General features: G+C 59.7%; 23 protein-coding genes. All 23 read left to right on the top strand.

The genetic code is table 11. From position 1 onward, the window contains the following. The first annotated feature begins 12 nt into the window (after positions 1 to 12). A complete protein-coding gene (locus tag B7Y89_RS10540) occupies positions 13 to 405 on the top strand; it encodes a hypothetical protein (protein WP_292938308.1) in 393 nt (130 codons plus the stop codon). Positions 406 to 413: 8 nt separating this feature from the next. Further along, on the top strand, positions 414 to 1,142 hold the full coding sequence (locus tag B7Y89_RS10535) for an ABC transporter (RefSeq protein WP_292938307.1): 729 nt from the start codon (positions 414 to 416) through the stop codon (positions 1,140 to 1,142). A gap of 321 nt (positions 1,143 to 1,463) precedes the next feature. Further along, positions 1,464 to 1,961: a division/cell wall cluster transcriptional repressor MraZ gene (locus tag B7Y89_RS10530; RefSeq protein ID WP_292938305.1), complete on the top strand. Its 498-nt coding sequence runs from the start codon at positions 1,464 to 1,466 to the stop codon at positions 1,959 to 1,961. Then, positions 1,958 to 2,953 (top strand): 16S rRNA (cytosine(1402)-N(4))-methyltransferase RsmH, encoded by a 996-nt coding sequence (gene rsmH, locus B7Y89_RS10525; protein WP_292938303.1) that lies wholly within the window; start codon positions 1,958 to 1,960, stop codon positions 2,951 to 2,953. Before B7Y89_RS10530 ends, rsmH begins: the two co-directional genes overlap by 4 nt. Next, the gene (locus B7Y89_RS10520) at positions 2,950 to 3,702 is read left to right on the top strand and encodes a hypothetical protein (RefSeq protein ID WP_292938301.1); all 753 of its coding nucleotides are present in this window, start codon (positions 2,950 to 2,952) and stop codon (positions 3,700 to 3,702) included. Before rsmH ends, B7Y89_RS10520 begins: the two co-directional genes overlap by 4 nt. Then, entirely contained in the window at positions 3,699 to 5,444 is a 1,746-nt protein-coding gene (locus B7Y89_RS10515) for a penicillin-binding protein 2 (RefSeq protein WP_292938299.1), read from the top strand. Before B7Y89_RS10520 ends, B7Y89_RS10515 begins: the two co-directional genes overlap by 4 nt. Beyond that, positions 5,441 to 6,889: a UDP-N-acetylmuramoyl-L-alanyl-D-glutamate--2,6-diaminopimelate ligase gene (locus tag B7Y89_RS10510; RefSeq protein WP_292938297.1), complete on the top strand. Its 1,449-nt coding sequence runs from the start codon at positions 5,441 to 5,443 to the stop codon at positions 6,887 to 6,889. The genes B7Y89_RS10515 and B7Y89_RS10510 overlap by 4 nt, the downstream gene beginning before the upstream one ends. Continuing rightward, positions 6,886 to 8,355, top strand: coding sequence for a UDP-N-acetylmuramoyl-tripeptide--D-alanyl-D-alanine ligase (gene murF / locus B7Y89_RS10505; RefSeq protein WP_292938295.1), 1,470 nt, complete (start codon positions 6,886 to 6,888; stop codon positions 8,353 to 8,355). The genes B7Y89_RS10510 and murF overlap by 4 nt, the downstream gene beginning before the upstream one ends. Next, positions 8,356 to 9,420: a phospho-N-acetylmuramoyl-pentapeptide-transferase gene (gene mraY / locus B7Y89_RS10500; RefSeq protein ID WP_292938293.1), complete on the top strand. Its 1,065-nt coding sequence runs from the start codon at positions 8,356 to 8,358 to the stop codon at positions 9,418 to 9,420. After that, positions 9,417 to 10,748 carry a UDP-N-acetylmuramoyl-L-alanine--D-glutamate ligase gene (gene murD, locus B7Y89_RS10495; RefSeq protein ID WP_292938291.1) on the top strand — a complete coding sequence of 444 codons (1,332 nt, stop codon included), beginning with the start codon at positions 9,417 to 9,419 and terminating at the stop codon, positions 10,746 to 10,748. Before mraY ends, murD begins: the two co-directional genes overlap by 4 nt. A 38-nt stretch (positions 10,749 to 10,786) precedes the next feature. Next, a complete protein-coding gene (locus B7Y89_RS10490; protein ID WP_292938456.1) occupies positions 10,787 to 11,980 on the top strand; it encodes an FtsW/RodA/SpoVE family cell cycle protein in 1,194 nt (397 codons plus the stop codon). Continuing rightward, a complete protein-coding gene (gene murG / locus B7Y89_RS10485) occupies positions 11,977 to 13,143 on the top strand; it encodes an undecaprenyldiphospho-muramoylpentapeptide beta-N-acetylglucosaminyltransferase (protein WP_292938289.1) in 1,167 nt (388 codons plus the stop codon). The genes B7Y89_RS10490 and murG overlap by 4 nt, the downstream gene beginning before the upstream one ends. Positions 13,144 to 13,237: 94 nt before the next feature. Then, on the top strand, positions 13,238 to 14,656 hold the full coding sequence (gene murC / locus B7Y89_RS10480) for a UDP-N-acetylmuramate--L-alanine ligase (protein WP_292938287.1): 1,419 nt from the start codon (positions 13,238 to 13,240) through the stop codon (positions 14,654 to 14,656). A gap of 2 nt (positions 14,657 to 14,658) precedes the next feature. Next, a complete protein-coding gene (gene murB, locus B7Y89_RS10475) occupies positions 14,659 to 15,552 on the top strand; it encodes a UDP-N-acetylmuramate dehydrogenase (protein ID WP_292938285.1) in 894 nt (297 codons plus the stop codon). Further along, complete coding sequence (locus B7Y89_RS10470) at positions 15,549 to 16,490, top strand: D-alanine--D-alanine ligase (RefSeq protein WP_292938283.1); 942 nt, start codon at positions 15,549 to 15,551, stop codon at positions 16,488 to 16,490. The genes murB and B7Y89_RS10470 overlap by 4 nt, the downstream gene beginning before the upstream one ends. 5 nt (positions 16,491 to 16,495) lie before the next feature. After that, on the top strand, positions 16,496 to 17,473 hold the full coding sequence (locus B7Y89_RS10465) for an FtsQ-type POTRA domain-containing protein (protein ID WP_292938281.1): 978 nt from the start codon (positions 16,496 to 16,498) through the stop codon (positions 17,471 to 17,473). Positions 17,474 to 17,482: 9 nt separating this feature from the next. After that, positions 17,483 to 18,763, top strand: coding sequence for a cell division protein FtsA (gene ftsA, locus B7Y89_RS10460; protein WP_292938279.1), 1,281 nt, complete (start codon positions 17,483 to 17,485; stop codon positions 18,761 to 18,763). A 176-nt stretch (positions 18,764 to 18,939) separates the two neighbouring features. Further along, positions 18,940 to 20,388, top strand: coding sequence for a cell division protein FtsZ (gene ftsZ / locus B7Y89_RS10455; protein WP_292938277.1), 1,449 nt, complete (start codon positions 18,940 to 18,942; stop codon positions 20,386 to 20,388). A 66-nt stretch (positions 20,389 to 20,454) separates the two neighbouring features. Then, the gene (locus B7Y89_RS10450; protein WP_292938275.1) at positions 20,455 to 22,662 is read left to right on the top strand and encodes an SPOR domain-containing protein; all 2,208 of its coding nucleotides are present in this window, start codon (positions 20,455 to 20,457) and stop codon (positions 22,660 to 22,662) included. A 201-nt stretch (positions 22,663 to 22,863) separates the two neighbouring features. Continuing rightward, the gene (locus tag B7Y89_RS10445) at positions 22,864 to 23,367 is read left to right on the top strand and encodes a YbjN domain-containing protein (protein ID WP_292938454.1); all 504 of its coding nucleotides are present in this window, start codon (positions 22,864 to 22,866) and stop codon (positions 23,365 to 23,367) included. A 12-nt stretch (positions 23,368 to 23,379) separates the two neighbouring features. Beyond that, on the top strand, positions 23,380 to 24,180 hold the full coding sequence (locus tag B7Y89_RS10440; protein ID WP_292938452.1) for a pyrroline-5-carboxylate reductase: 801 nt from the start codon (positions 23,380 to 23,382) through the stop codon (positions 24,178 to 24,180). Between the two features lie 123 nt (positions 24,181 to 24,303). Continuing rightward, entirely contained in the window at positions 24,304 to 25,047 is a 744-nt protein-coding gene (locus B7Y89_RS10435) for a Bax inhibitor-1/YccA family protein (RefSeq protein ID WP_292938273.1), read from the top strand. Positions 25,048 to 25,239: 192 nt separating this feature from the next. Beyond that, positions 25,240 to 25,968, top strand: coding sequence for a hypothetical protein (locus B7Y89_RS10430; protein WP_292938271.1), 729 nt, complete (start codon positions 25,240 to 25,242; stop codon positions 25,966 to 25,968). Positions 25,969 to 26,193: the final 225 nt, after the last annotated feature.

Genomic DNA, 26,193 nt, shown 5'->3' with positions numbered 1-26,193 from the left:
AGCACGATGTCCTTGTCTGACAGGTCGCAGGCGCGCAGCACTGCTCTCCCCGGTTCCCAGCCGGTGCCTGCCACAAGCGTGCTTGCCTATACACCGCCATCAACCCGCGAACTGCGCGCGCAAGCGGTGCACCGGTTGCAAGTGGGCATGTTCGGCCTGGCCGGAATGCTGCTGATCGTCAGCCTCGCCAATGTGATCATGGACCGGGCCAAGTACCTTGATGATACGGCGGTGAATGTGACCGAACCCATGGTTTCGGCAAGCGAGGCAAAAGCCAGTGATCCGCTGGTCGATATGGGTGTTGCACCTGAACTGCCGGTTTCAGGCAACAACCAACCGCAAGTGATTATCACGCCCGCACCGCCACCCACACCTGCGCCATCTGTAAAAGCGCCAACCCCCTGAGCTGGTTAGTGCAGCGTCGCCATATTATGCTGGCGCTCGCGCTGCTGCTGGCGATTGGCAGCGGTGTGTGGCTGGTCCAGCGTAGCAATGGGCAACCCGCCGAAGCCACACAACCTCTGGGCCTGTTCACCAGCCTGCCGATCCTGTGGAGCGAGCAGTCCGATCTGCGCGATGTTCTAGCGCCGGAAAATCCGCACTGGGCCAAAACAGTGCTCGATCAACACGGCAAAATTGTTGCGCTCAACACCCTGCTTGACCTGTCGCGGCTTGACCGGCTGATCATTGCCCAGCCACGGCCACTTTCACCTGACGAAAATATCGCGCTCGATGAATGGGTTCGCGAAGGTGGCAAGGCGCTGGTGTTTGTCGATCCGATGCTGACACATGACAGCGCCTTCGCTTTGGGTGACCGCAGACGGCCACAGGATGTGGTGCTGGTTTCGCCGATACTGGGGCGCTGGGGTCTGGAACTGCAGTTCGATGACGCGCAACCAGGCGGGCTGCGGGAAAACGCGGGCGAGGCCATGCCCGTCAATTTGCCGGGGCTTTTTGCATTCAAAAAGGGCGGCGCAGATGCCCGCTGCAAGATCCGCTCACAAGGCCTGATTGCACGGTGCAGTGTCGGAAAAGGCCAGGTTTTATTGGTCGCCGATGCAGCTTTGCTGGAAACTGAAGGTGATCGGCAGGTGCAGGTTAAGCGGTTCGAGCATTTGCTGGACGAAAGTTTTGGCAACTGAAGCGTCTCTCCTTACGGGAGAATACGGGCATAGCGTGCGCTGCGGTTGCTGCAGTGAAGAAGATTTCAACAATAACAAGGGTTTCGTTGCCTGCTTTTTCAGCACAACTTGGTAAACAGGGCGTCAATAAGTAGAAAAAATACTGTGAAATCATGGTTTGGGCGCGTTTTCCCGCATTTTCCCCTTTTCGCCCGTGCCCTCCCGCGTTAGTACTGCTTCCTATCGGGACGAACTCCAGTCGCATCCGCGGGGGATGATTCGGCACTGCGCGATGGCGCAGCGCCGAGGGGTGGCGCTTTTGTCCGCGGGCGGGGTATTTTCGTGGCGGGAGGTCCGGCAAATTTTGTAGGGCAAGGCTTTTCGCCACGTGGCGAAAAGGGCCGCTACGTCCTGCCTGCCGATTTCCGCGCCGACATCTTCGCCGCATCTGACAACACCCGCATTCTGTGCCTCGATAAGCATCCCCGCTTGCCTTGTCTGGTTGGCTTTGGCCTCTCGCGTTTGGCTGACTTCGCCGTTGAAATTGACCGCGAAGAGGAAAAGCAGCTGCGACTTGGCAATGATTTTGATCGCGATATGGCCGAAGCGCAGGTTTATGGCTTTTACCGTGCCAGCTTTGATGAAAGCGGGCGCTTCGTTCTGCCTGAACATCTGGCCGAATTGGGCGGCGTAGAGGACGGCCTCTATTTCCACGGCGGCGGTCGTCAGATCACCATTTGGAACCCCGCTGTGCTGGCGCAGCAAGGAGCAGGCTGGGCAGGCGCACAAGCCGGTTGCCGCGCCAAGATGGCAGAAGCTGCCAAGGGCAAGCGTAAATGAGCGCACCCCAAAATCCGGACGGGCGCATGCCCCACATTCCCGTCCTGCTTGATGAAGTCGTTGCAGCCCTTGGCGCACAGCCGGGTGATCTGATCGTCGACGCGACGTTTGGTGCCGGTGGCTACACCCGCCGTCTGCTGGAAACCGGCGCAATTGTTCATGCCTTTGATCGTGATCCCGATGCGATCGAGGCGGGCAAGCTGTGGCCGCAAACGCAGGCAGACCAGCCCACGCTCGTGCTCCACCCGCGCCGCTTTTCCGAACTGGCCGAAGGGCTGGCGGAAGCAGGCATCGCGGGCGTCCACGGCGTTGTCTTCGATATCGGCGTCAGCTCCATGCAGCTTGATCAGGCAGAGCGCGGCTTTGCATTCTCGTCTGACGGTCCACTGGATATGCGGATGTCGCAGGAAGGGCCAAGTGCGGCAGATTTCCTGAACGATGCAGACGAGGCCGATATTGCCGATGTGCTGTACCGCTATGGCGAAGAGCGCCAATCGCGGCGGATCGCCCGCGCCATTGTCGCGGCGCGCCCCTTGTCCACAACCGGCCAATTCGCCGCTGTTGTGCGCAAAGCGCTGGGCTATCGCCCTGATATCAAAGGCCCCAAGGCACAGAAAGACCCCGCCATCCGCAGCTTCCAGGCCGTACGCATTCACGTGAACGGTGAACTGGATGAATTGATCGAAGGTTTGGCGGCGGCTGAAAAAGTGCTTTTGCCCGGTGGCCGGATTGCGGTTGTCAGCTTCCACAGCCTTGAAGACCGGATCGTGAAGCAGTTCCTGCGCGATGGCGCTGGCGCTGTGCCTTCAGGATCGCGCCACATGCCGCAAATGCAGGCCAAGGCGTTGCCGGTGTTTGAAAAACCATCGGGCGCCATCCGCCCGACCGAAGAAGAAGAGGTCCGCAACCCGCGCGCGCGCTCGGCAACATTGCGCTGGGCAGTGCGGACAGCGGCGCCAGCACGTAGCAACGACGGGAGAGTAGCGGCATGATCGCGTCGGCCAATCGGCTTCGTTCTGCAGGCTGGCTCGTGCTGCTGGGCCTGTGTGTTGCATCTGTTCTGGTACTGGCGTTTCGCGTCAATGCCTTGCGCAGCCAGATTCACCGGGCCGAGGCGCGCATTGTCGCGCTGAAGCAGGACAAACTGTACCTCGAAACCGAGTTTGAAACGCGCGCCAACCAGCAGCAGTTGAAAATCTGGAACGATGTCGAGTTCGGTTATGCTGCCCCCAACGCCAGCCAGTATCTTGAGGGCGAACGCGAATTGGCAAGCCTGAGTGTGCCCACCACTGCCAACGCTCCTGAACCCATTCGCGTGGCCAGCGTGGATAATCGCGTTATCGCATCGGCTGCGTTCCCGGCCATGGTTTCGCCCCTTACCGGCAAGACATTGGCAAGCGATATCGATCTGGTTGCGCCTGAGGCGCAAATGCGGCCTGCGCGCATGGACCACGCCGAAGCTGTTGTGACGCTGAAAGATCGGCTGGGCACGGTCGTTGAAGTGGCACCGCGCAAGCCTGTGCGAACGGAAACCGTTTCCGAAAAGGAACGGGCCGTAAAAGCGCCCTCTGTCAGGAAGCCAGACAAGAAAGTTGCCAGGGACGGCGACAAGGTCGGGTCAGAAAAGGCCAGGCCGAAGCCCAAGGCGACCGTAGTTGCGGATAAGTCCGCTGCAAAGAAAGACAAGGCAGGCGCGGGGACTCGCCCTGCTGTGCGCAAGGAGGCTAAGGCAACAGGGTGAACGCGCTAACCGCATCCGCCGCAATCGCATCGGGCAGGGTCCGCCTTGCCAATGTCCGTCAGCGTTCTCTGGTGGAAGCCAAATTGCGCGTACTTGTGGTTGCCTTGCTGTTTTTGCTGACAGGCGTGGGTGCATTAACCCGGATTGTGCAACTCGGCCTGTCCGAAGAACCGCCAGAGCGGCGCTCGCTTTCCGAAGCACTGTTGCCGCCACGTGGCGAGATTACGGATCGCAACGGCTTCCCGCTGGCGCGGGCATTTCCGGTCTATGCGCTGTGGTATAATCCCAAAGCGCTGGGCGCTGCCGGATCATCTCTGGTCAAATCGCCCGAAGAAGTGGCCAAGGCGCTGCTCCAGATTTTCCCCGATGCCGATTACGATGATCTGGTAAAGCGGATGAAGTCTGACAAGCCAAGCTACTTGCGCCGGAGGGTCATGCCCGAAGAGGCCAACCGCATCTTTGCACTTGGCGAACCGGCGCTTGAATTTCCGCGGGAAAACCAACGTTATTATCCACAAGGGTCGCTGGGCGCGCATGTCCTTGGCTATGTCGATAGCGAAGGCAACGGCCACGTTGGCATGGAACAGGTGCTTGAAAAGCAATTGCTTGATCCCGCACAACGCGGACGTCCCGTGGCCCTGTCCATCGACATGCGCGTGCAAGGCGCGTTGGAAGATGAACTTGGCCGCGGTATGCTTGAAACCGAGGCCAAGGGCGCTGCGGGCGTCATCCTCGATGTTGATACCGGCGAGGTTGTTGCACTGGCGTCTTTGCCGTCGTTCAATCCGAACCGTTCGGACATGGCTTACAACGATCTGGTGTTCAACAAAGTCACCAATCAGGTTTACGAACTGGGTTCTACATTCAAGCCCTTGAGCGTCGCTGCCGCGATTGATGCAGGCGTGGTGACAGATCTTTCGGTGCGCTATCCCTCTGATCGTCCGCTGGAAATCGGTGGTTTCCTCATCCGGGACAGCCACAGCTTCGGCGCGTCGCTGAACGTCCCCGAAGCGCTGATCCATTCGTCCAACATTGTCACCGCGCAAATCGCCGACAAGCTGGGCAGTGCCCGTTTGAAAAGCACGATGGCCGCACTTGGCATGAACGAGCGGCCCTATATCGAACTGCCTGCGCGTGGTTTCCCGTTGTGGCCGCGTGGCAATGGCAAAGGCGGCGAATGGGCGCGGATTACCACAATGACGGTCAGCTATGGCCACGGCATTGCAGTAACGCCGCTGCATCTGGCCGCTGCCTATGCCACAATGGTCAACGGCGGCGTGTGGCGTCCGGCCACGCTCTATAAAGTTGATCCTGCCAAAGTGCCCGAAGGCCGCCGCGTGTTCAAAGCATCAACCAGCGCGCGGATGCGCCAGTTGCTGCGGATGATCGTGGTCGACGGCACGGGCAAATCGGCCAATGCCCCCGGTTTCCGCGTTGGTGGCAAAACAGGTTCTGCTGAAAAGCCCGGCGGCAAAGGTGGTTACAACCGCACGTCGCTGGTCGCCACATTCGCAGCAGCCTTCCCGATGGACAAGCCACGCTATGTTGTAATCACCATGCTGGACGAGCCGAAAGGTACGGCCGCTACATCGTTCCAGCGTACGGCTGCATGGAATGCCGGACCGATCGTGGGCCGCGTGATCCCGCGCATCGGGCCATTGCTGGGCATTGTGCCTGATGACAGCCGCGACATTGATATCTCGGACCTGTCGCCTCTAGTTGGCAATGGGAACGGCGAATGAAACTTGACGCGATCCTCAAGGCCGCTGGCCTCGCGATTGAAGGTGGCGATGCCAATGTCACCGGCTTTGCTATCGATCATCGCAAAGTCGCTCCCGGCACTGTATTCGGTGCATTTCCGGGCGCGCGCTTCAATGGTGAAGACTTCATCGCCCATGCGGTGTCGGCAGGTGCAGTCGCCATCGTTGCGCGGCCTGAAGCCGTGGTTAAGGGTGCGCTCCACATCGTCGATGCCGAACCGCGTCGCGCTTTTGCGCTGCTGGCGTCGAAGTTCTTTCAGCCAGTGCCCGAAACCGTCGTTGCGGTGACCGGCACCAATGGCAAGACATCGTGCGTTGAAATGACGCGGCAAATCTGGCGCATGGCCGGATATTCGGCGGCGTCGATTGGCACTTTGGGTGTCACCACGGCAGATGAAAGCGTCTCCACCGGCCTGACCACGCCGGATATCGTCACGTTCCTATCGAACATGACGGGTTTGGCGCGCGAAGGGGTGACGCATGTCGCCTATGAAGCGTCAAGCCACGGTCTTTCGCAATACCGCAACGAAGGTTTGCGGGTTGTTGCCGGAGCTTTCACCAACCTCAGCCGCGACCATCTCGATTATCACGCGACGATGGATGACTATTTCGCGGCCAAGATGCGCCTGTTTGATCACGTTGTCGAAGATGGCGGCACTGCCGTTGTCTGGATGGACGACGAATGGTCTGAACGGGCGGTCGAGCATGTCCGCCAGCGGGGTCTGCGGCTGCTCAGTGTGGGCGAGCAGGGGGCATCAATCCGCCTGCTCGCCCGTACACTTTCCCAATTAGGTCAAGTACTTGAGGTGGAATTTGAGGGCAAGGTCCGCAAGGTCAGCCTGCCTCTGATCGGCGCCTATCAGGCGGCCAATGCTCTGGTATCAGCAGGCTTGGCGCTAGCTTCCGGTTTGGACGCTGCGCATGTGTTTGATCAACTTGGCCGCCTGCAGCCAGTGCGAGGACGGCTTGAACGCGCCGCAATCAACCGCGCAGGCGCGCCGGTCTACGTTGATTATGCCCACACGCCAGACGCCATAGATGCCGCAATCGCCGCGCTACGCCCGCATGTGAAAGGGCGCTTGATCACGGTGTTTGGCGCAGGCGGTGATCGCGATGGCGGCAAGCGTCCGGAAATGGGCCGCGCAGCCTGTGCGGGGTCCGACGTGGTGATCGTGACAGACGACAATCCGCGCAGCGAAGATTCGGCGCAGATCCGCGCAGCAGTTCTGGCCGGATGCGATGCAAAGGCGCGCGAGATTGCCGACCGGCGCACCGCGATTGCCGCCGCGATTGCCGAGGCTGGCCGCGATGATATTGTGCTGGTAGCGGGCAAGGGACATGAACAGGGGCAAATAATCGGGCGGGGCGATGCCATGCGCGTCCTGCCATTTGACGACGTGCAGGTTGCAAGGGAGTGTACGGCATGACCGCTCATCCAGCGCTGATTGAATGGCCCGAAGATACCTCTGACGCCGCAGGACTGGCGTTATGGACCAGCGCGGAGATCGCCGCAGCGACTGGCGGCAGGTCCAGCGCGCCATTTGCCGTTTCGGGCGTAGAAATTGACAGCCGCGAAGTGCGGGAGGGCGATCTGTTCTTCGCGTTGAAGGGCGAAGCTTCGGACGGGCATCGCTTTTTGGAAGGCGCGTTTGGCAAAGGTGCCGCCGGTGCTGTGGTTGAACATGCGTGTTTTGGCCCGCACGTTCTGGTATCCGACACCGCGACCGCACTGGAAGATCTGGGGAAAGCCGCGCGCAATCGTGTGGATGCGGGCATTATCGGTGTTACCGGATCGGCGGGCAAGACCGGCGTTAAGGAAGCGCTCTATGCAGCGCTTGACCGGTCAAGCAGGGGGCGTGCGCATCGTTCGGTCAAAAGCTACAACAACCACGTTGGCGTGCCGTTAAGCCTTGCGCGCATGCCCGCTGCCACGCAGTTTGGCGTGTTCGAGATGGGCATGAACCACGCCGGTGAACTGTCCGCACTGACGCAACTGGTGCGTCCGCATGTTGCCATCGTCACGACGATCGCACCGGCCCATATCGGCCACTTCAACGGCGAAGAAGCCATTGCCGATGCCAAGGGCGAGATCTTCGAAGGACTTGAGCCGGATGGCGTTGCCATCGTTCCTGCCGATAGCCCCCATTTTGAACGCCTGCGCGCAAAAGCGGCCTTGCATGCAGGGCGTGTGATGAGTTTTGGCTCCCACGCCGATGCCACGGTAAGGTTGATTGATGCTGTGCCCGCATTGGGCGGCGGGACATTGGTTACCGCCGATCTGGGCGGCCGCAAGGTGTGCTACACCATCGCCCAACCCGGCGCGCACTGGGTGGCCAATTCGCTGGCCGTGATGGCTGCGGTTGAGGCCATCGGTGGTGATCTTGGCGCGGCGGGGCTAGCGCTGGCCGAAATGGAAGGGCTGGCGGGGCGCGGTGCGCGTCATACCATTCCCGGTGCAGGCGGCGATGGATCAGGCGCGGCGCTGTTGATTGATGAAAGTTACAACGCCAATCCGGCGTCAATGGCGGTGACGCTACAGCAACTCGGGCAAACGCCTGCCAAACGACGCGTCGCCATTCTGGGCGCGATGCGGGAACTTGGCGCAGATGAGGCGCGCTATCACGCCGAATTGGCTGGCCCGATTGCGCAAGGCAAAGTTGACCGGTTGATCCTTGTTGGTCCCGAAATGCAGGCTTTGGCCGACGCGCTGGGGAAAAATAGCAGCACCTCGCTTGCCGCTGCAATCGATGTGGCGCATGTGGAAAACACGCAAGAAGCGCAAGTATGCCTTGCTGCTGACGGCGTGCGCGGGGGTGATGCCATCCTCGTCAAGGGGTCGAATTCGGTCGGTCTGGGTGCCGTTGTGCGCGCACTTACTGCCAGGGAACAATGAATGCTTTACCTGCTGGCGCAATGGCTTGAATTCGAAGGATTCAGCAATCTTATCCGGTATCAGACCTTTCGGGCTGGTATCACGTTGATAACCGCCTTGGTGATCGGATTGATCATCGGTCCTCGCTTTATCAACATGTTGCGCATCAGGCAGGGCCGGGGGCAGCCCATCCGCGAGGATGGCCCGCAATCACACCTTGCCAAGCGTGGCACGCCCACGATGGGCGGCTTGATGATCGTGACCGCGCTCACATTGTCACTGCTGTTGTGGATGGACGTAAACAGCCGGTTGGTCTGGGCTTGTGTCGTCGTCACGATGGGCTTTGGCGTGATCGGCTTCCTCGACGATTACGATAAAGTCACCAAATATGCGCACAAAGGCGTTCCGGCCAAAGTGCGCCTTGCTGGCGAGTTTGTTGTCGCTGCCATTGCCGCCTGGCTGGCCGTGGGTGAGACGAACCTGTACGTGCCGGTGTTCAGCAACCTCTACATCCCGCTCGGCCCGTTCTATTATCTTTTCGCGATTTTCGTGATCGTTGGCGCCGGCAATGCGGTGAATTTGACTGACGGGCTTGATGGCCTGGCAATCATGCCGGTGATCATAGCCGCAGGCACCTTTGCGATTATCGCCTACCTTGCTGGTCGCACTGACTTTGCGGCCTACCTTGGCATTCCCCATGTGAAAGGCGCTGGCGAATTGGCGATTTTCTGCGCGGCGATGATGGGGGCCGGCTTGGCGTTCCTGTGGTTCAATGCGCCGCCTGCCGCTGTATTCATGGGCGATACCGGCAGTCTTGCACTTGGCGGTGCCCTTGGTGTTATCGCCGTTGCTGCGCATCACGAAATCGTGCTGGCCATCGTTGGCGGGCTGTTTGTGATGGAAGCTGTTTCGGTGATCGTCCAGGTTGCCGTCTACAAACGCACCGGAAAGCGCGTGTTCCGCATGGCGCCGATCCATCACCATTTTGAACAATTGGGCTGGAAGGAATCGACCGTGGTCATTCGCTTCTGGATTGTGTCGATTGTGCTCGCGCTGATCGGCCTTGCCACGTTGAAGGTGCGGTGATCGTTTCCAACGCCTTTGCGGGAAAGCGCTTTGCAGTGCTTGGCCTTGCCCGTTCGGGCGTCGCCAGCGTTGAAAGCCTGCTGGCAAGTGGCGCACAGGTGACGGTTTGGGACAGCCGCGAAGAACCCCGCGCAGCGTTTGAAGGGCGGGCTGATATTGCCGATCCTTTGGCGATTGATCTGGCAGGGTTTGATGGCGTCGTGGTTTCACCTGGCGTTCCGTTAAACCGCCATCCCATTGCCGATCACGCCCGCGCCGCCGGGGTGCCGGTGATGGGCGACATCGAATTGTTTGCCCAGGCCCGCGCCGATCTTCCGCCACACCGCGTGGTGGGGATTACCGGCACGAACGGCAAATCTACCACGACCATGCTGGTCCACCACATTTGCGCAGCGGCTGGCATGCCGGTGCGACTGGGTGGCAATATCGGCTTGCCTATCTTGGGCCAGGAACCACTGCCTGAAGGCGGTGTCTATGTTCTGGAATTGTCGAGTTACCAGATCGATCTGACGCAAAGCCTGGCCTGCGATGTTGCCGCACTTATCAATCTTAGCCCGGACCATCTTGATCGGTATGATGGTTTTGCAGGCTATGCCGCGTCCAAAGCCCGGTTGTTCCAGATGCAGCGGGCCAATCAACATGCGGTGTTCGGACGCGGTGATGAGCATACGCTGAAAATTGCCGGTGAAGCCTTTGCTGCCCATGACGCGGGATTTGTCCATATCGTTGCGCCTGATGCGTTGACGGGGCAGGCCGATTGGCCATCCTTGCAAGGGCCGCACAATTTGCAGAACGCTGCAATCGCGGTGGAAATCGTCCGCCAGCTTGGCATTGGCGAGGACGTTTGGCGTCCCGCTCTGGCCAGCTTTGTTGGCCTGCCGCACCGGATGGAGCGTGTGGCCGAGGCTGCGGGCGTTCTATACGTAAACGACAGCAAGGCCACCAATCCGGCCTCGACCGCGCCTGCGCTTGGGGCCTATCCGCGCATTCACTGGATTCTTGGCGGATTGCCCAAGAGCGATGATTTGGACGAATGCGCTCCGTATTTCAGCCACGTCGTTGCGGCTTATACCATTGGTGAGGCTGGCCCCCGCTTTGCCGAAATCCTCGAGCCGGTCATGCCCGTGACGCGCAGTGAAATGCTGTGTGATGCTGTGCGCCAGGCGATGGACGCTGCGCAGCCGGGCGATGTTGTCATGCTGTCTCCTGCATGCGCCAGCTTTGACCAGTTTCGTGATTTTGAGGCGCGTGGCGATAGTTTCCGCCAAATTGTTGAAGCCCTGATCCAAGATCACGCAGCGCCTTGCCCCGCCGAGGGCCGGCAATGAGCACGTCGCCAACCCCGACGCGCCTGATTACGACGCCTATGCCCGAAGGGGGCGTTCGCGTTGTCGGACATGGTTCACGCTTCCGTCGCAGCCGCCGCAGCGAATTGTTGATCTGGTGGCGCGAAATTGACCGGATGCTGCTTGGCCTCATCCTGTTTCTGGTGGTGATCGGTTCAATCGCGGTTGCAGCGGCCTCGCCAGCCAGTGCCAAGCGGCTGTCAACCGCAGCCAAATCGCTGGGTGATCTCTACTTTTTCTGGATACATTTGCGCTGGGTCGCTGTCGGGCTGGTGGCAATGTTCTTTGCCTCTGTCCTGCCCAAAGACGCTGCGCGACGGGCCGCAATCATTCTTGCCGCCGTGATGGTTCTCGCTCTTGTCCTTGTCCCGTTGGTGGGCAGCGAAGTGAAAGGGGCCAAGCGTTGGTTGTGGATCGGCTTCAGCTTGCAGCCGTCCGAATTCCTCAAGCCCGGCTTTGCCATTGCGATTGCGTGGATCTTGTCATGGCGGGTGCGTGATCCGAACATTCCGGTGATCGGCATTACATTTGCAATTATGGGTCTGGTCGGGATGCTGCTTATGGCGCAACCCGATTTTGGTTCCACGATCCTGTTCGGTGGTGTGTGGTTTGTTCTCGTTCTGCTTTCCGGGCTTTCAGCGCATCGTGTGCTGTGGTCCTTTGGCGGTGGTGTTCTGGTCGTGATTGCGGCCTATCTGTTTTATCCTAACGCAACGCACCGCATCGACAGCTTTATATCCGGCGGTAGCGAGTTCGATCAGGTTGATCTGGCGATGCGCACTTTGCTCAACGGCGGGTGGAGCGGGGCCGGTTTGTGGCTTGGCAGCCGCAAGAATGCCTTGCCCGAAGCGCACACCGATTACATTTTTTCGGTAATCGGTGAGGAATTCGGGTTAGTTGCCTGCGCGGTTGTGGTGATCGTCTATTGCGTGATTGCGCTGCGCGTGTTGATGCGCCTGCTCGACGAGGAAGACTTGTTCACGATCCTTGCTGCTGCGGGTCTGACCGCGCAACTGGTGGGACAGGCCTTCATCAATATTCTGGTGAACTTGCAACTTTTCCCATCGAAAGGCATGACTTTGCCCCTTATCAGCTATGGCGGATCATCGACCATCGCGCTGCTTTTGGGCATGGGCCTGTTGTTGGCGATTACGCGCCGCAACCCCTACCTTTCGCGGGAAAAGTTCGACATTTCGGATTTCACACAAAGATGACCGGCGTTTCCAGACACTATGTGCTTGCTGCAGGTGGCACCGGCGGCCACCTTATTCCGGCGTTTGCGCTGGCGGTAGAGCTTGAGCGGCGTGGCCATCATGTGGCGCTGGTTACAGATGATCGGGGAGCGAAAATCCCCGGTAAGCCCGATTTCCTGCCGGCGCACGTTTTGCCCGCCGGACGGCTTGGCAAAAACCCGTTGGCCTTGTGGAAGGGGCTTCGTGCGATCTGGCAGGGCCGCGCCATGGCACTGCGCCTGTTCGAAAGCTTTGAGCCTTCGTGCGTGATTGGCTTTGGCGGCTATCCGGCGTTGCCTGCTCTTTTGGCGGCGCGGTCGGCCAAAATTCCGACAGTCGTTCATGAACAGAACGCCGTGCTCGGCCGCGTCAACCGCTTCCTTGCCAAGCGCGTGAACGCAATTGCGACGGCGTATGGCGAGGTTGAGCGGCTTGATCCCAAGCTGTGGGGCAAAGTCCACCGCGTCGGCAATCCGGTGCGGCCCGAAGTGCTGGCGCTGCGCGGCGATCCTTTCCCCGAGTTTACCGAGGACGGCCTGTTTCGCGTGCTGGTAACCGGCGGCAGTCAGGGGGCTTCGGTGTTGTCCGAGGTCGTTCCTGACGGGCTGGCCATGCTTCCGCCTTCATTGCGCCATCGTTTGCAAGTAACCCAACAGTGCCGCGCGGAAGATCTGGAAGCGGTCCGTGCGCGCTATGCCGCTCACGAAATTCCGGCTGAACTCGGCACATACTTTGAAGATATGCAGGGACGGCTTGCGGCGGCGCATTTGTTTATCGGTCGTGCCGGTGCATCGACAATAGCTGAACTGACCGCAGTCGGCCGCCCTGCCATTCTCATTCCGCTGCCGATTGCGACTGACGATCATCAGGCTGCGAATACGCGCGAGATTGTTGCGGCTGGCGGTGCGCGGGCCATTCGCCAAAGCGGCTTCACCCCCAAGGAACTTGCCAAGCAAATCCAGACCATGGCGCTACATCCCCACACGCTCGCCAACGCCGCCCATGCCGCATGGAATTGCGGATTGCCCAATGCCGTCAGCGATTTGGCCGATCTGGTCGAAAGCTTCGGTGCAGAACCGATCATGGACGTGATGCGCGTTGATACCCGCGCAACGGCGGCTTCAGGGCAGGAGCAACTGGCATGATCCTTCGACAAGCTCAGGATGAGCGGAAACAGAATAGCCAAAGCCCGCTCGTGCTGAGCCTGTCGAAGCACGCATGCGCAACAGGAGCGCAAAAGTGAAGGGCGTCGGCACGGAAATAGGGACCATCCACTTTGTCGGCATTGGCGGCATCGGCATGTCCGGCATTGCTGAAGTCATGCACAACATGGGTTATGTGGTGCAGGGGTCCGACATGGCGGAAAGCTATGTCGTTGAAGGTTTGCGTTCGCGCGGGATCAAGGTGATGATCGGCCAGCGCGCCGAAAACGTGGATGGCGTGGCGGTTGTGGTAACGTCCACCGCGGTAAAGCGCGATAACCCCGAAGTTGTCGCCGCCCTTGAGGGCCGCATTCCGGTGGTGCGCCGTGCGGAAATGCTTGCCGAACTGATGCGGTTGAAAAGCACGGTTGCTGTTGCCGGAACACATGGGAAAACCACGACGACGTCGATGATCGCGTGCCTGCTGGATGCGGGCGGTGTGGACCCGACGGTGATCAACGGCGGTATCATCAATTCCTACGGTTCGAACGCGCGGTTGGGCGATAGCGACTGGATGGTGGTTGAGGCTGACGAGAGCGATGGTTCGTTCCTGCGGCTTGATGGAACGCTGGCGGTTGTCACCAACATCGATCCTGAACATCTCGATCATTACGGCAGCTTCGATAAAGTGAAGTCAGCTTTTGTCGAATTTATCGAAAACGTGCCGTTTTATGGCGCGGCCATGCTGTGCATCGATCATCCCGAAGTGCAGGCGATCATCCCCAAAGTGCGCGACCGCCGCGTGGTGACTTACGGGTTTTCCGCCCAGGCCGATGTGCGCGGCGAGGCTGTCACGCCTATTCCGGGCGGCAATCGCTTTGACGTGATGCTGCGCCAGCGTGATGGTTCGTTCCGCCGGATCGATGGTATCGAACTGCCGATGCCGGGGCGGCACAACGTGCAGAACGCGCTTGCTGCCGTCGCTGTCGCCGTTGAAATGGGTGTTTCGGACAACTTGATTTGCACGGGCTTTGCCAAGTTTGGCGGCGTCAAGCGCCGCTTTACCAAGGTGGGTGAAGTTGCGGTTGGTGCAGGTTCGGTCACCGTCATTGACGATTACGGACACCATCCAGTTGAAATCCGTGCCGTGCTCGCCGCTGCGCGCGAGGGTGTGCAAGGCCGGGTGATTGCCGTGGTGCAGCCCCACCGGTTCACCCGTCTGCGCGATCACATGGAAGAATTCCAAGGCGCGTTCAATGACGCCGATATTGTCTATGCAGCGCCGGTCTATCCCGCCGGTGAACAGCCGATTGATGGCGTTGATAGCGGCGCAATGGTTGAAGGCGTGAAAGCGCGTGGCCACCGCTCTGCGCATCTGATTGATGGTGCTGATGCTTTGGCCAAGGAATTGGCGGGTGTGGTGCAGGCAGGTGATATGGTCGTTTGCCTTGGCGCGGGCGATATTACCAAGTGGGCTGCCGGTCTGGCTGATGCGATTGTGCGTGAGAGGGCTTGAGAGTGAGCCCGCTCGCGCTTCCATCCGTTCGCGGAAAGCTGACGCCCGACGCACCACTTGCGCCGCTGGTGTGGTTCAAGTCCGGCGGCACGGCGGATTGGCTGTTTGAGCCCAAGGATGTGGCTGATCTGCAAGAGTTCCTTGCAGGTCTGGCGCCGGATGTACCGGTGATGGCACTGGGTCTTGGCTCCAACCTGATCGTGCGCGACGGCGGGGTTCCGGGGGTTGTGATCCGGCTGGGCAAGGCCTTTGCCAAAGTTGAAAAAGTGGACGCGGTTACATTGAATTGCGGGGGTGGGGCGAGCGGCATTCTTGTGTCATCGACCGCGCGCGACAATGGCATCGCCGGTCTTGAATTCCTGCGTTCGATCCCCGGCACCGTAGGGGGCTTTGTGCGCATGAATGGTGGCGCTTATGGGCGTGAAGTGAAGGATGTGCTGATCGATTGCGACGTTGTGATCCGTTCGGGCGAGATCGCGACGCTGCCGCTTTCGGAACTTGGCTACACATACCGGCACTCTGATCTTGTCGATGGCTGCGTGGTTGTTGCCGCACGGTTTCGCGGTGAGCCGGGTGATCCGGCAGCGATCCAGATCGAGATGGACCGCATCAGTGCAGCGCGCGAGGCATCTCAGCCGCTGCGGTCGAAAACGGGCGGGTCAACTTTCAAGAACCCCGATGGCGGCAAGGCGTGGGAACTGGTCGACAAGGCGGGTTGCCGGGGCTTGACCATCGGTGGCGCGCAAGTGAGCGAGAAGCACACCAATTTCCTGATCAACACCGGCGAGGGGACGAGCGCCGAGATCGAAGAATTGGGCGAGGAGGTCCGTCGCCGGGTGAAACAGAACTCCGGCGTGGATCTGGAATGGGAAATCAAGAGGATTGGCAGGCCGTGACACTTCCGAAACTTCATGTCGCGGTGCTGATGGGCGGCTGGTCCAGCGAGCGGGCTGTCTCGCTGATGTCGGGCGAGGGCGTGGCGAAGGCGCTTGAGTCCAAGGGGCATAAGGTGACGCGGATCGATATGGACCGCGATGTTGCCTTGCGTTTGGCTGAGGTGAAGCCGGACGTGGTGTTCAATGCCTTGCATGGCACACCGGGCGAGGATGGTTCGATCCAGGGCCTGATGGACATCATGGGGCTGACTTATACGCATTCAGGCTTGGCCACGTCGGTCATCGCGATTGACAAGGAACTGACCAAGCAGGCGCTGGTACCGCATGGTATTCCGATGCCGGGCGGGCGTATCGTTCGCACCGAAGAGTTGTATCGCGGTGATCCGTTGCCGCGCCCTTATGTTTTGAAGCCGGTGAACGAAGGATCGTCGGTCGGCGTGGCCATTGTGACGGCCGAGGGGAACTATGGCAATCCGATCAGGGCCGATGCTGTTGGCCCTTGGCAGGAATTTGACGAACTCCTAGCCGAACCGTTCATTCGCGGGCTGGAGCTGACCACGGCGGTGATTGGCGACCGCGCCTTGCTTGTCACCGAATTGAAGCCGAAGTCCGGCTTCTATGACTTTGATGCCAAGTATACCGAAGGCATGACAGACCACATCTGCCCGGCACAGATTCCTGATGAGATTACCCAAGCGTGCAAGGACATTGCTCTGCGCGCGCACCAATTGCTGGGCTGCAAGGGCACGAGCCGTGCAGACTTTCGCTGGGATGACAGTCAGGGCGTCGAGGGCTTGTTCCTGCTTGAGGTGAACACCCAGCCGGGGATGACCCCGCTGAGCCTAGTACCCGAACAGGCCAAGGCGTTGGGTATGGATTACCCCGATCTGGTCGAGGCAATCATCGCCGAAGCGCTTAACGATTCCGGAAAGGGCTGATCATCATGGCGCAGACGATCAAGCGGGGCGGCAAAGGTGTGCGGCGCGCAGCAGCGGCGCGCAACACGCAGCGCAAGGTGCAAACCGCGCGTCAGCAAACAGGCTCGCTTCTTGATAACGTGATGCTTTGGCTGCCGTTTGGCGAAGAGACGCTGCACAAGATTGTGATGACGATCGTGCTGGCGGTGGCAGCAGCTATCGTCTGGACGGTGGCGGTGATGGCGGGCATCCCGGCGCTGGCATCGGAGCAAGCGGCGATCATCGCTTCTGATGCCGGTTTCAAGGTGAGCCATCTTGAAGTGCGCGGCGTCAACCGCATGAACGAGTTGAAGATTTACGAACGTATTCTTGGCCAGAACGACCGCGCGATGACCACGCTCGATCTGGGCGGATTGCGTGATGAGTTGAACGAATTGCCGTGGGTGAAAGATGCCCGCGTATCGCGCAAGTTGCCCGATACGCTGGTGATCGACATTGTCGAGCGCAGCCCCCATGCGGTGTTGCGCAAACCTGATCGCATGGTGCTGATCGATGAGACCGGTGCCGAACTGGAGCCGATCAAGAAAGACCGCGCCAAGGGCATGCTGGTTTTGGCAGGCCCCGGTGTGGGACAGCAGGTTGAGGACTTGTCGCACCTTCTGGAAGCGGCTCCCGCGTTGAAGCCACAGGTTTCGGAAGCCGAATGGGTGGGCAATCGCCGCTGGAACCTGACGTTCAAGACCGGACAAGTTCTGGTCCTGCCCGAAGGCGATGAGAAGGCCGCGGGTGCGCTGTTGAGCTTTGCGCGGATGGACGGCGTCAATCGCCTGTTGGGCGGTAAGGTTGCGGCGTTCGATATGCGCGCGCCGGACCGGATTTACATGCGCGTCCCCGGCCATGCTGATGAAGTTGCGGAGGAAAAGCGCACAGTCGATCAGGCCAAGGCCGAGGCAAAGCGTGCGAAGGCCAATGCGGCGGCTGATGCCAAGTCTGATGAGGGATAAGCGACAGTTATGGCCGCGCCCCGTATTTCAAAGGTTTTTGCTGCCGTAAACATCGGCTCGTTTCGTGTGTCCGCGATGATTGCGGGGCTTTCCGAAACAGGCGAAATGGTGGTGCTGGGATCGGGCCACCGCGCTGCACAAGGGATCAAGCGTGGCTATGTGACCGATATGCAGGCAGCCACACATTCTGTCCGCGATGCGATTGAACGCGCTGAAAAAATGGCGAACATCGGCATCCAGAAGGTGTGGATCGGCTGTTCCGGGGCAGGGCTTGCCAGCACGACCACGCGGGTCGAAGTGGACATTGGCGGCCGGCGGATCGAACAGGACGATATCGAGCATTTGCTGGTGGCCGGGCGCGAGATGATCGAACCCGATGGCCGCACTGTGCTTCACGCGCAACCGGCACATTACACGCTGGATGGCGCGCACGGCGTACCCAATCCGAAAGGGCTGCATGCCGAGCGGTTGGCGGTTGATATCCATGTGATGCTTGCCGATGGCGCGCCGATCCGCAACTTGCGGGAAGCCGTGCAGAACGCGCACCTCGATGTTGAAACGGTAGTGGCATCGCCGATTGCCACAGGTCATGCGTGTTTGACGCCCGAAGAGCGCGAACTTGGTGTGGCGCTGGTGGAGTTTGGCGCCGAGGTGACGACCGTTTCGGTCTATGCTGCCGGCATGTTGCTGGGCATGATGGTCATCCAATACGGTTCGGGCGACATTACCGATGCCATTGCTTCGGCTTTTGGTATCCGCAGGTATCAGGCAGAGCGGCTTAAATGCATGTCAGGTTCCGCCATTGCCAGCCCTGCCGATCACCGCGAGATGATACCGGTGAATGCCCCGGGCGATCCCGAAGGCGGGCCAGTGGCGCGTCATGCCGATGACAAGAACCGCATTCCGCGCGCAGAATTGATTTCGGTGATTACCCAGCAACTGGGCTTTTTCACTGAAGAGGTGTCCAAAGCGCTGAAAGCGATGGGCTTTGTCGGACAAACCGGGCAGCAAGTGGTGCTGACTGGCGGTGGTGCGCAATTGCCCGGCCTTGCCGATTATGCGCAGTCAGCCTTGGGGCGGCCTGTGCGGATTGGTTCTCCGCCAACCATGCTGGGTCTGCCGCCCGGCCACGCAACGCCCAGTTCTTCGACTTTGGTGGGACTCGTGCTGTTCGCAGCGGCCGATCCTGTCGACATTCGCACCATTGGTTCGCCCTATAAGCCCAGCGGCAGTTATAAGGGCATGGAGCTATTGAATCGGCTGGGGCGGGCACTGAAAGATTACTTTTGAGGGCCTTATCAGGGGTTCCTCAACGGAAATGGCAGTATTTGCGGCAGTCATAGTGCTGCAACCTGTGGAAAAGGTTGTTCGGCCTTTGATTCGTTGGCGTTCCTTGTGCCAGAGGTTAACAGAGTATTTTGTTACGCCATGATCGGCGGATGACTGACCCGTTTGGGAGACCGACAATGAGCATCAACATCGGACCGCCGGCAATTGACGAACTTCGTCCCCGGATTACGGTGATCGGAGTTGGCGGCGCGGGCGGCAATGCCATCGCGAACATGATCAACGCCAAGATCGAAGGCGTCGACTTTGTCGTCGTCAACACAGACGCGCAGGCGCTGAACAATTCCATCGCGGAAAACCGTATCCAGTTGGGCCCTGATATTACCCAGGGTCTTGGCGCGGGTGCGCGTCCGGAAGTGGGCCGTGCTGCCGCTGAAGAAACGATCGAAGATCTTGAGCGTTCGCTGGAAGGCGTGCACATGGTGTTCATCGCTGCCGGTATGGGCGGCGGCACAGGCACCGGCGCTGCGCCCGTGATCGCCGAAGCCGCGCGTCGCAAGGGCGTGTTGACGGTCGGCGTCGTGACCAAGCCGTTCCTGTTTGAAGGTACGCGCCGCATGCGCGCGGCTGAAAGCGGCATCGAAGAGTTGCAAAAGCACGTCGATACGCTGATCGTCATCCCCAACCAGAACCTGTTCCTGGTGGCAAAAGCGGAAACGACCTTCAAGGAAGCCTTCCAGCTTGCCGACGAAGTGCTGCAGCAGGGTGTACGCTCGATTACCGATTTGATGGTCATGCCCGGCCTGATCAACCTCGACTTTGCCGACGTGCGTTCGGTCATGGGCGAAATGGGCAAGGCGATGATGGGCACAGGCGAAGGCGAAGGCCCGAACCGTGCGCTCGAAGCGGCTGAACGTGCTATTGCCAACCCGCTGCTTGATGGCGTGTCGATGCAGGGTGCAAAGGGCGTCATCATTTCGATCATCGGTGGCGATGATATGAAACTGCTCGAAGTGGACGAAGCGGCCAATCATATCCGTGAACTGGTTGATCCAAACGCCAACATCATCTGGGGTTCGGCGTTTAACCCCAACCTTGACGGCAAAATCCGCGTATCGGTTGTCGCAACCGGAATTGAACAAAGCGCGGAACAGGCAGAGGTCGCCTCGCGTCCAATGACGATGCCGTCCACATCGCGTGGGCCAGCAGTGCCGGCATCAGCATCAACAGTGCCGACATTCGCGCCGCCACCTGTTGCAACAGAACCTGCACCGCAGCCCGGCTTTGCACCGCCTGTTGATCAAACACAGCCAGTGGCCGCGCAGCCGCAGGACTACGATATGACCCTCAACCTGTCAGAAGCGCAGGAAGCACCAGCCGAATCGCAGGCTGATGAACTGCTGCTTGGCGGGCTTGAAGCACCGGCGGAACAAGCGCCATTTGCTGAACCGGCGATGCCACGCCTTGGTCAGCCGATGGAAGAACCGGTTCCCAAACCTGCTGGCGGGGGAAGCACCCTGTTTGAACGTATGGCCAACTTGTCACGCGGAAATCGCGATGACGATGACGGTGATGACGGCAGCGCGTTGAATATCCCGCGCTTTCTTGGCCGTCAGAACAACCAGTAAGTCTTATCGAAGCGGCGGCCCGTTGTTGCCGCCGCTTCATATTCAGGTCTGTATGAGCGCTGCTGGATGACGATTCGTTTTACATGCGCGCCAGGCCTTGCAGCCTCAGGCTACAGGCTATCGCTGGCCCTGCTCTTGGCGGCAGTGGCGCCCGCGGCATTGGCCCAAGTCGATGACAATCCCGATGGTCCTGTCACGGTTTCGCGCCCGGTGGTGCAATCCACAGCGCCCAGTGCCAGCCGTGAATTGAACGCAGCGCTTGCCCGTTTGGCCGCCGATCCGCGCAATGTTTCAGCGCTCTATGATGCTGCGGAAGCTGCTCTCCGGTTGGGTGATAGTGATGCAGCAATCGGATTTCTGACGCGGGCGAACGAACTTCAGCCGGGCAATTCCCGTTCAAAGATGCTGATGGGCAAGGCCTATCTTGTGGCTGAAAATCCGGTTGAGGCTGTTCGTGCCTTTGATGAGGCTGAGCGAGCCGGAGCGGATACGGCGGCCATGGCTGCAGACCGTGCACTGGCTTATGATCTTGTCGGCGATAATGGCCGTGCACAACGCTGGTACCCTGTTGCGTTGAGCAAGGGGCCTGACGATGAAACAACGCGTCGCTATGCGTTGAGCCTTGCGATTTCAGGTGACCGCCGCGGAGCAGAGGCGCTGATCGCGCCGCTTATCAACCGGCAAGATCGGCCAACCTGGCGGACCCGCACATTCGTGATGGCGGTTACGGGCGGGCCGGATGAAGCCGTCGCGGTTGCTTATGCGTCTATGCCGCAGGATTTGGCTGCCGGAATTGCACCCTATTTGCGGTATATGCCGCGCTTGACCCCGGCGCAGCAGGCAGCGGCAGCAAACTTCGGGCGCTTTCCAAGGGCTGCTGATATTGGCCGCGATGATCCGGGGATTGTGCAATATACAGCGCTCAATCCGCGTCGTCCGCGCATGGCCGAAGCAGGCTTGATTCCATCGGGAACTGCGCTTGGCCCGGCGGCAGGTTCGTCCAAGCCAAGCCGTGAAAAGCGCCGTCGTCCGGGGCGTGAAGAGCAGCAGATTGCGTCGGCTACGCCTGTCAGGCCAATGATCTCAACGATGCAACCAAAAGCGACGGTGCAAAGTGCAGCGCCACTTCCGCCTGCGCAGACCGTTGCGATCCGGCCCGCTGTTCCGGTGCCAGTGCCGCGTGCTGTGACGCCGCCTGCAAGGACGGGCGTTTTGTCCGTGCTCGATCTTCCGCCCGGAGCGCCTCGCCCGGCAGTTCCTGCGATCCGCCCTGCGCAATCAACCAGTGTCCCGGTGCCGACAGGCGGGTTTGGGACACAGGTTACGTCAGCGCCAGTGCAGGCTCCAATACAGACGCCAACGCCAACGCCGGCGCCGGCGGCGGCACCGACTCCAGTTCCAGCGCCTGTTCAAGTCAAGCCCCAGCCAGCACCTGTTCGCCTTGCGACGGCGGAAACGCCGACGGCTGCCGTTACAAGCCCGACAGAAACCTTGCTAAAGGCTGCCGCGCCAATTCCTGCGCCCGGGTTTGATCTGGCGTTGATGGGCGGGACTACGACCGTTGCTGCGGCATCACCTGTAGCTTCGTCGCCTGCGCCATCCCAGCAGGTGCAAGTGGAAGCGGCAGCACCGCAGGCCGTTTCGTCGGTGCCTTCAGGTGTGGTGACCACGGCGGTGAGCCCAAGTACCGCCGCGCCTGACCGGCCTGCTGATTTTGCCAGCCTGTTCAAGACGTTCACGCCACCTGCAGAAGAACGTCAGGCTCCTGTGGAAGCGGTGGACATTACCAAAATCGCGCCCAAACCGGTGGCCAAGCCTCCCAAAGCTGATCCGCGTGGCGAGCGTCCCGATGGACCTACCGATGTTTCGCGGACCAGCGCCAAGGAACCGGAAAAGGCCATCCCCAAAGACGCCAAGACCGCCGCCAAAGATCCCAAGAAGGCGGCCAAGGATGCAAAAGATGCCAAGGACGCGAAAGCGAAAAAGGCAACGCCAAGCCATCCGAGCCGGATCTGGGTGCAGGTGCTTACCGGTGCCAACAAAGATGTTATGGGCAAGGAATGGCGGCGGTTAGTGAAGGAAGCTCCGGTGGTTTTCCGTGGCCGTAAGCCCTACCTTTCGCCATGGCGCAGTAATTACCGTCTGTTAACGGGGCCGTTTGAAAGCGAAGCTTCAGCGCAAGACTTCATCACGAAGCTTAGCAAAGATGGTGTGGCATCTTACCAATGGACAAGTCCTGCCGGGCAAGCCGTGGATACACTCGCGTTGAAGTAACTTGGGCATGACCGTGATGTGTTCACGCCTTGTCCACAGCTTTCCCACAGGGTTATCGAGTTTTGCCCAACCGCCTGTTAACCGGTCATTGTCCATAAGGGGGTGAACCCGTCATGGATGCGGGTGACGGCAGGTCGGGCATATCGCCTTGCCGGGGGCCGACCATCCGGGGAGACCCATCGAGTGTTCAGGGGACGTACCATGCGGACCGGCCATGACGACAATGAGCGCGATGAGGCGGCTCCGGTCGACATGATCGCCTCATTGTTTGAGGCGCGCGGCTGGCCTTGCGAGTTCGTCTCGGACGACGAGGTCAGCGGCGAAATTCAAGGGTCATGGGCAAATTACCAAGTGCGCGCGATATGGCGTGCCGAAGATCATGTATTGCAGATCCTGTGTCTGCCCGACATCCGCATTGCCGATGACAAGAAAGGCGTAGTCTTCGAACTGATGGCGCTGATCAACGAACAAGTGTGGATCGGCCACTTTGACATCTGGTCCAACGGTTCGGTGCTGCTATATCGGCATGGGCTGATGCTGGGCGATGACGGGTTGTTGAGCTTGGGGCAGGCGCAAGCTGCGATTGAAGCTGCGGTTGATGAATGCGACCGGTTTTATCCAGCGTTCCAGTTCGTGCTGTGGGGCGACAAGAGCCCGGCCGAGGCATTGACGAGTGCAATGGTTGACGCAGCGGGCGAGGCTTGATCGCAGATGGCTATGACGCTTCTCCAGTTCGGCTGCGGCAATATGGGTGGGGCCATGCTGAAGGGCTGGCTCGACAGTGGCGTTGCGCCCGAAAGTTTTACGGTCGTCGATCCCTATTTGAAATCCGCGCCGGAAGGCCTGCGCTTGCTGGATGCAGCGCCTGCCGGTGAGGCGGCGTTTGATGTGGTGCTGCTCGGGTTCAAGCCACAACAGTTGCCTGATGCTGCGGCGATGGTGCTGCCGTTTGTTGGCCCTGAAACGCTTTTGCTTTCGATCCTTGCAGGCGTTGATCTTGGCACTTTGCGCAGTGCGTTTCCGGCTGCCAAGGCCATCGTGCGGGTGATGCCCAATTTGGCTGCGGCCCTGGGCAAATCGCCCATTGCGCTGTTTGGCGATGCCGACGGTACAGCGCGGGAGCAGACAGATGCGCTGATGGCGCCGCTGGGTCAGGCAGAGTGGCTTGACCGCGAAAATCAGATGGATCTCGTGACTGCGCTGGCAGGTTCCGGGCCAGCATTCGTCTATCGCTTTATCGATGCTTTGGCTGAAGGGGCTGCTGCGTTGGGCCTGCCCCGCGCGCAAGCAGACCGCTTGGCCTTGTCGATGGTTGAAGGGGCCGCCATGCTGGCCGCAGCGTCCGAACATTCGCCGGGTGAATTGGCGCGCCGCGTCGCCAGCCCAGGTGGGGTAACGCAAGTAGGCATCGATATCCTTGATGCAGACCGCCGTTTGGCGCTGTTGATGGAGGATACTTTGCGCGGCGCGCGGGACCGAAGCGCCGAAATGACAGAGCAGGCGCGGGCGCGCAGCTAAACTCCGCAACAATTCGTTACAAATCATTGTGGTCCGATTCTGCTGGTTTCGCTTGAAACCGCGCGATACTATGCCGATATTCGCACTACGTGGCCATTGGGGTCACAGAACGGAGCTTTGAAAATGGCAAATTGGAACGACCCTCAGCCCACCGGAAGGGGCTTCGGCGCGTCTCCGAGCCTTTCCGGCACGTCAACTCGCGGCGAAGTGTTCGACGCGGGTCTGCGTCGTCACATGCTGTCGATCTATAATTACATGGCCTCGGGTGTCATGCTTTCAGGCATTGTTGCGCTGATGGCAGTAACTTCGGGCATGACCCAGGCTGTTGCCGGCACGCCGCTGATGTGGCTGGTAATGCTTGCACCTCTGGCCTTCGTATTGTTCATGAGCTTTGGCGCAAACAAATTCTCCACTACGGCCTTGCAGGGCATGTTCTGGGGCTTTGCCGTGGCGATGGGCCTGTCGATGTCGACCATCTTTCTGGTTTACACCGGCGCCTCAATCGCAACCACCTTCTTCGCAACCGCAGGTGCATTCGCCGGCCTGAGCTTGTATGGCTACACCACCAAGAAGGACCTGTCCGGTATGGGTAGCTTCCTGATCATGGGTGTTTTCGGCCTGCTGATCGCTTCGCTGCTCAATATATTCCTGAAGTCGTCCGGTCTGGGTTGGGCCATCAGCTTCCTTGGCGTTCTGATCTTCGCAGGCCTCACCGCCTATGATACGCAGCGCCTCAAGGAACAGTACGCTCACGTTGCGGGCACAGAGTTCGCAGGCAAGGCCGTCGTTCTTGGCGCGCTCAGCCTCTATCTCGACTTCATCAACATGTTCCAGTTCCTGCTGCAGTTCATGGGTGAGCGTCGCTGATCTTGCTCAACTGATCGCAAACAATAACCCGGCGGGCCTTCGGTTCGTCGGGTTTTTTGCGTCTAGGGCTTTCTTCTGGCGCTCCAGTCGCGCTAAGGGATTTTTTTAAGCTTGCAGAAAGGATCCGGGGCCCAAGTTCCGATTGCAAATCGGAAAGTTCTTGGACCAACGGGATCATCTGGGGAAACGCCAATGCTTTGTATCCGGCGCGCGATAGCGCCATCACTCATGGTATCAGCGCTGGCCATTGGCTTGGCATCTTGCGCGCCGAAGGCTCCCCCACCACCACCGCCGCCGCCGCCGCCCAAAGTTGTGGCAATTCCGCCAAAGCCGATGCCGCCAAACGGGGCCTCCGGGAATATCTATCTTCCGCCCGCTGATGCGAGCGGTTTGCGCAGATCGATCAATCGCGACATTTCGAACACGCAGATCGTGTGGAACTTGCGGTCGGCCTATAATGTGGCTGCGCTTAACTGCAGCTCGCCAAAGCATGTTGACATCTTGCCACGTTACAAAGCTTTCCTGACGACGCATGCCAAGACACTGAATGCATACAACAAGAAGCTCGATGCCGAGTTCAAGACACGGTACGGTGCAAAGTACATTGCGCCCCGCGAAAGCTATATCACGTCGGTCTACAACCATTACGCATTGCCGCCCACGCTGACCGATTTTTGTGATGCCGTGAACGCGGTCATGCTGGATGGTATGGCGATAAAATCGGCCGAGCTAGAGCCGTTTGCCGTTCGCAGCCTGCCGAGCATCGAGGTTGTATTCGACGATTTCTATCGCCGGTACGAGGCTTACCGCAATGACCTAGCGCAATGGGAAGCGCGTTATGGGACGTCTGTCTCGGCCGCACCGCCCTATATTTCGGCAACCCGCCCCGCTGGTCCGACGTCCGGTGCCGGCGGAAGCTGAGGCTCCTTCGACTTGATCGATTAAGAATCAGTCTGGTCACAACAGAGGCGCTGCGCTATGGGCAGCGCCTCTGACGGCATTTGTCGTTGGAAATAATGCCGGTAACGGGACCATAGCGTAAATTTGGGGGCAACCCCGTTGGCTCCGTCAGGCATTAACAGAACCGCATGTTTCAAGCAGGCCTTGCGCGGTTTCTTTCTGTCGGCAACATTCGCTTTGGCAGTT

The organism is Novosphingobium sp. 32-60-15 (assembly GCF_002280675.1).
GTDB lineage: Bacteria > Pseudomonadota > Alphaproteobacteria > Sphingomonadales > Sphingomonadaceae > Novosphingobium.
Note: the sequence above shows the minus strand (reverse complement) of the source record. Positions and strands in the feature narration are given on the sequence as shown.

Excerpts from the sequence above, each read along its gene's own strand:
- B7Y89_RS10510 (WP_292938297.1), top strand. The coding sequence starts at position 5,441 with ATGAAACTTGACGCGATCCTCAAGGCCGCTGGCCTCGCGATTGAAGGT.
- rsmH (WP_292938303.1), top strand. The coding sequence starts at position 1,958 with ATGAGCGCACCCCAAAATCCGGACGGGCGCATGCCCCACATTCCCGTC.
- B7Y89_RS10430 (WP_292938271.1), top strand. The coding sequence starts at position 25,240 with ATGCTTTGTATCCGGCGCGCGATAGCGCCATCACTCATGGTATCAGCG.
- ftsA (WP_292938279.1), top strand. The coding sequence starts at position 17,483 with ATGGCCGCGCCCCGTATTTCAAAGGTTTTTGCTGCCGTAAACATCGGC.
- murG (WP_292938289.1), top strand. The coding sequence starts at position 11,977 with ATGACCGGCGTTTCCAGACACTATGTGCTTGCTGCAGGTGGCACCGGC.
- murF (WP_292938295.1), top strand. The coding sequence starts at position 6,886 with ATGACCGCTCATCCAGCGCTGATTGAATGGCCCGAAGATACCTCTGAC.
- B7Y89_RS10490 (WP_292938456.1), top strand. The coding sequence starts at position 10,787 with ATGCCCGAAGGGGGCGTTCGCGTTGTCGGACATGGTTCACGCTTCCGT.
- B7Y89_RS10435 (WP_292938273.1), top strand. The coding sequence starts at position 24,304 with ATGGCAAATTGGAACGACCCTCAGCCCACCGGAAGGGGCTTCGGCGCG.
- mraY (WP_292938293.1), top strand. The coding sequence starts at position 8,356 with ATGCTTTACCTGCTGGCGCAATGGCTTGAATTCGAAGGATTCAGCAAT.
- ftsZ (WP_292938277.1), top strand. The coding sequence starts at position 18,940 with ATGAGCATCAACATCGGACCGCCGGCAATTGACGAACTTCGTCCCCGG.
- B7Y89_RS10445 (WP_292938454.1), top strand. The coding sequence starts at position 22,864 with ATGCGGACCGGCCATGACGACAATGAGCGCGATGAGGCGGCTCCGGTC.
- B7Y89_RS10520 (WP_292938301.1), top strand. The coding sequence starts at position 2,950 with ATGATCGCGTCGGCCAATCGGCTTCGTTCTGCAGGCTGGCTCGTGCTG.
- B7Y89_RS10465 (WP_292938281.1), top strand. The coding sequence starts at position 16,496 with ATGGCGCAGACGATCAAGCGGGGCGGCAAAGGTGTGCGGCGCGCAGCA.
- B7Y89_RS10440 (WP_292938452.1), top strand. The coding sequence starts at position 23,380 with ATGACGCTTCTCCAGTTCGGCTGCGGCAATATGGGTGGGGCCATGCTG.
- B7Y89_RS10450 (WP_292938275.1), top strand. The coding sequence starts at position 20,455 with ATGACGATTCGTTTTACATGCGCGCCAGGCCTTGCAGCCTCAGGCTAC.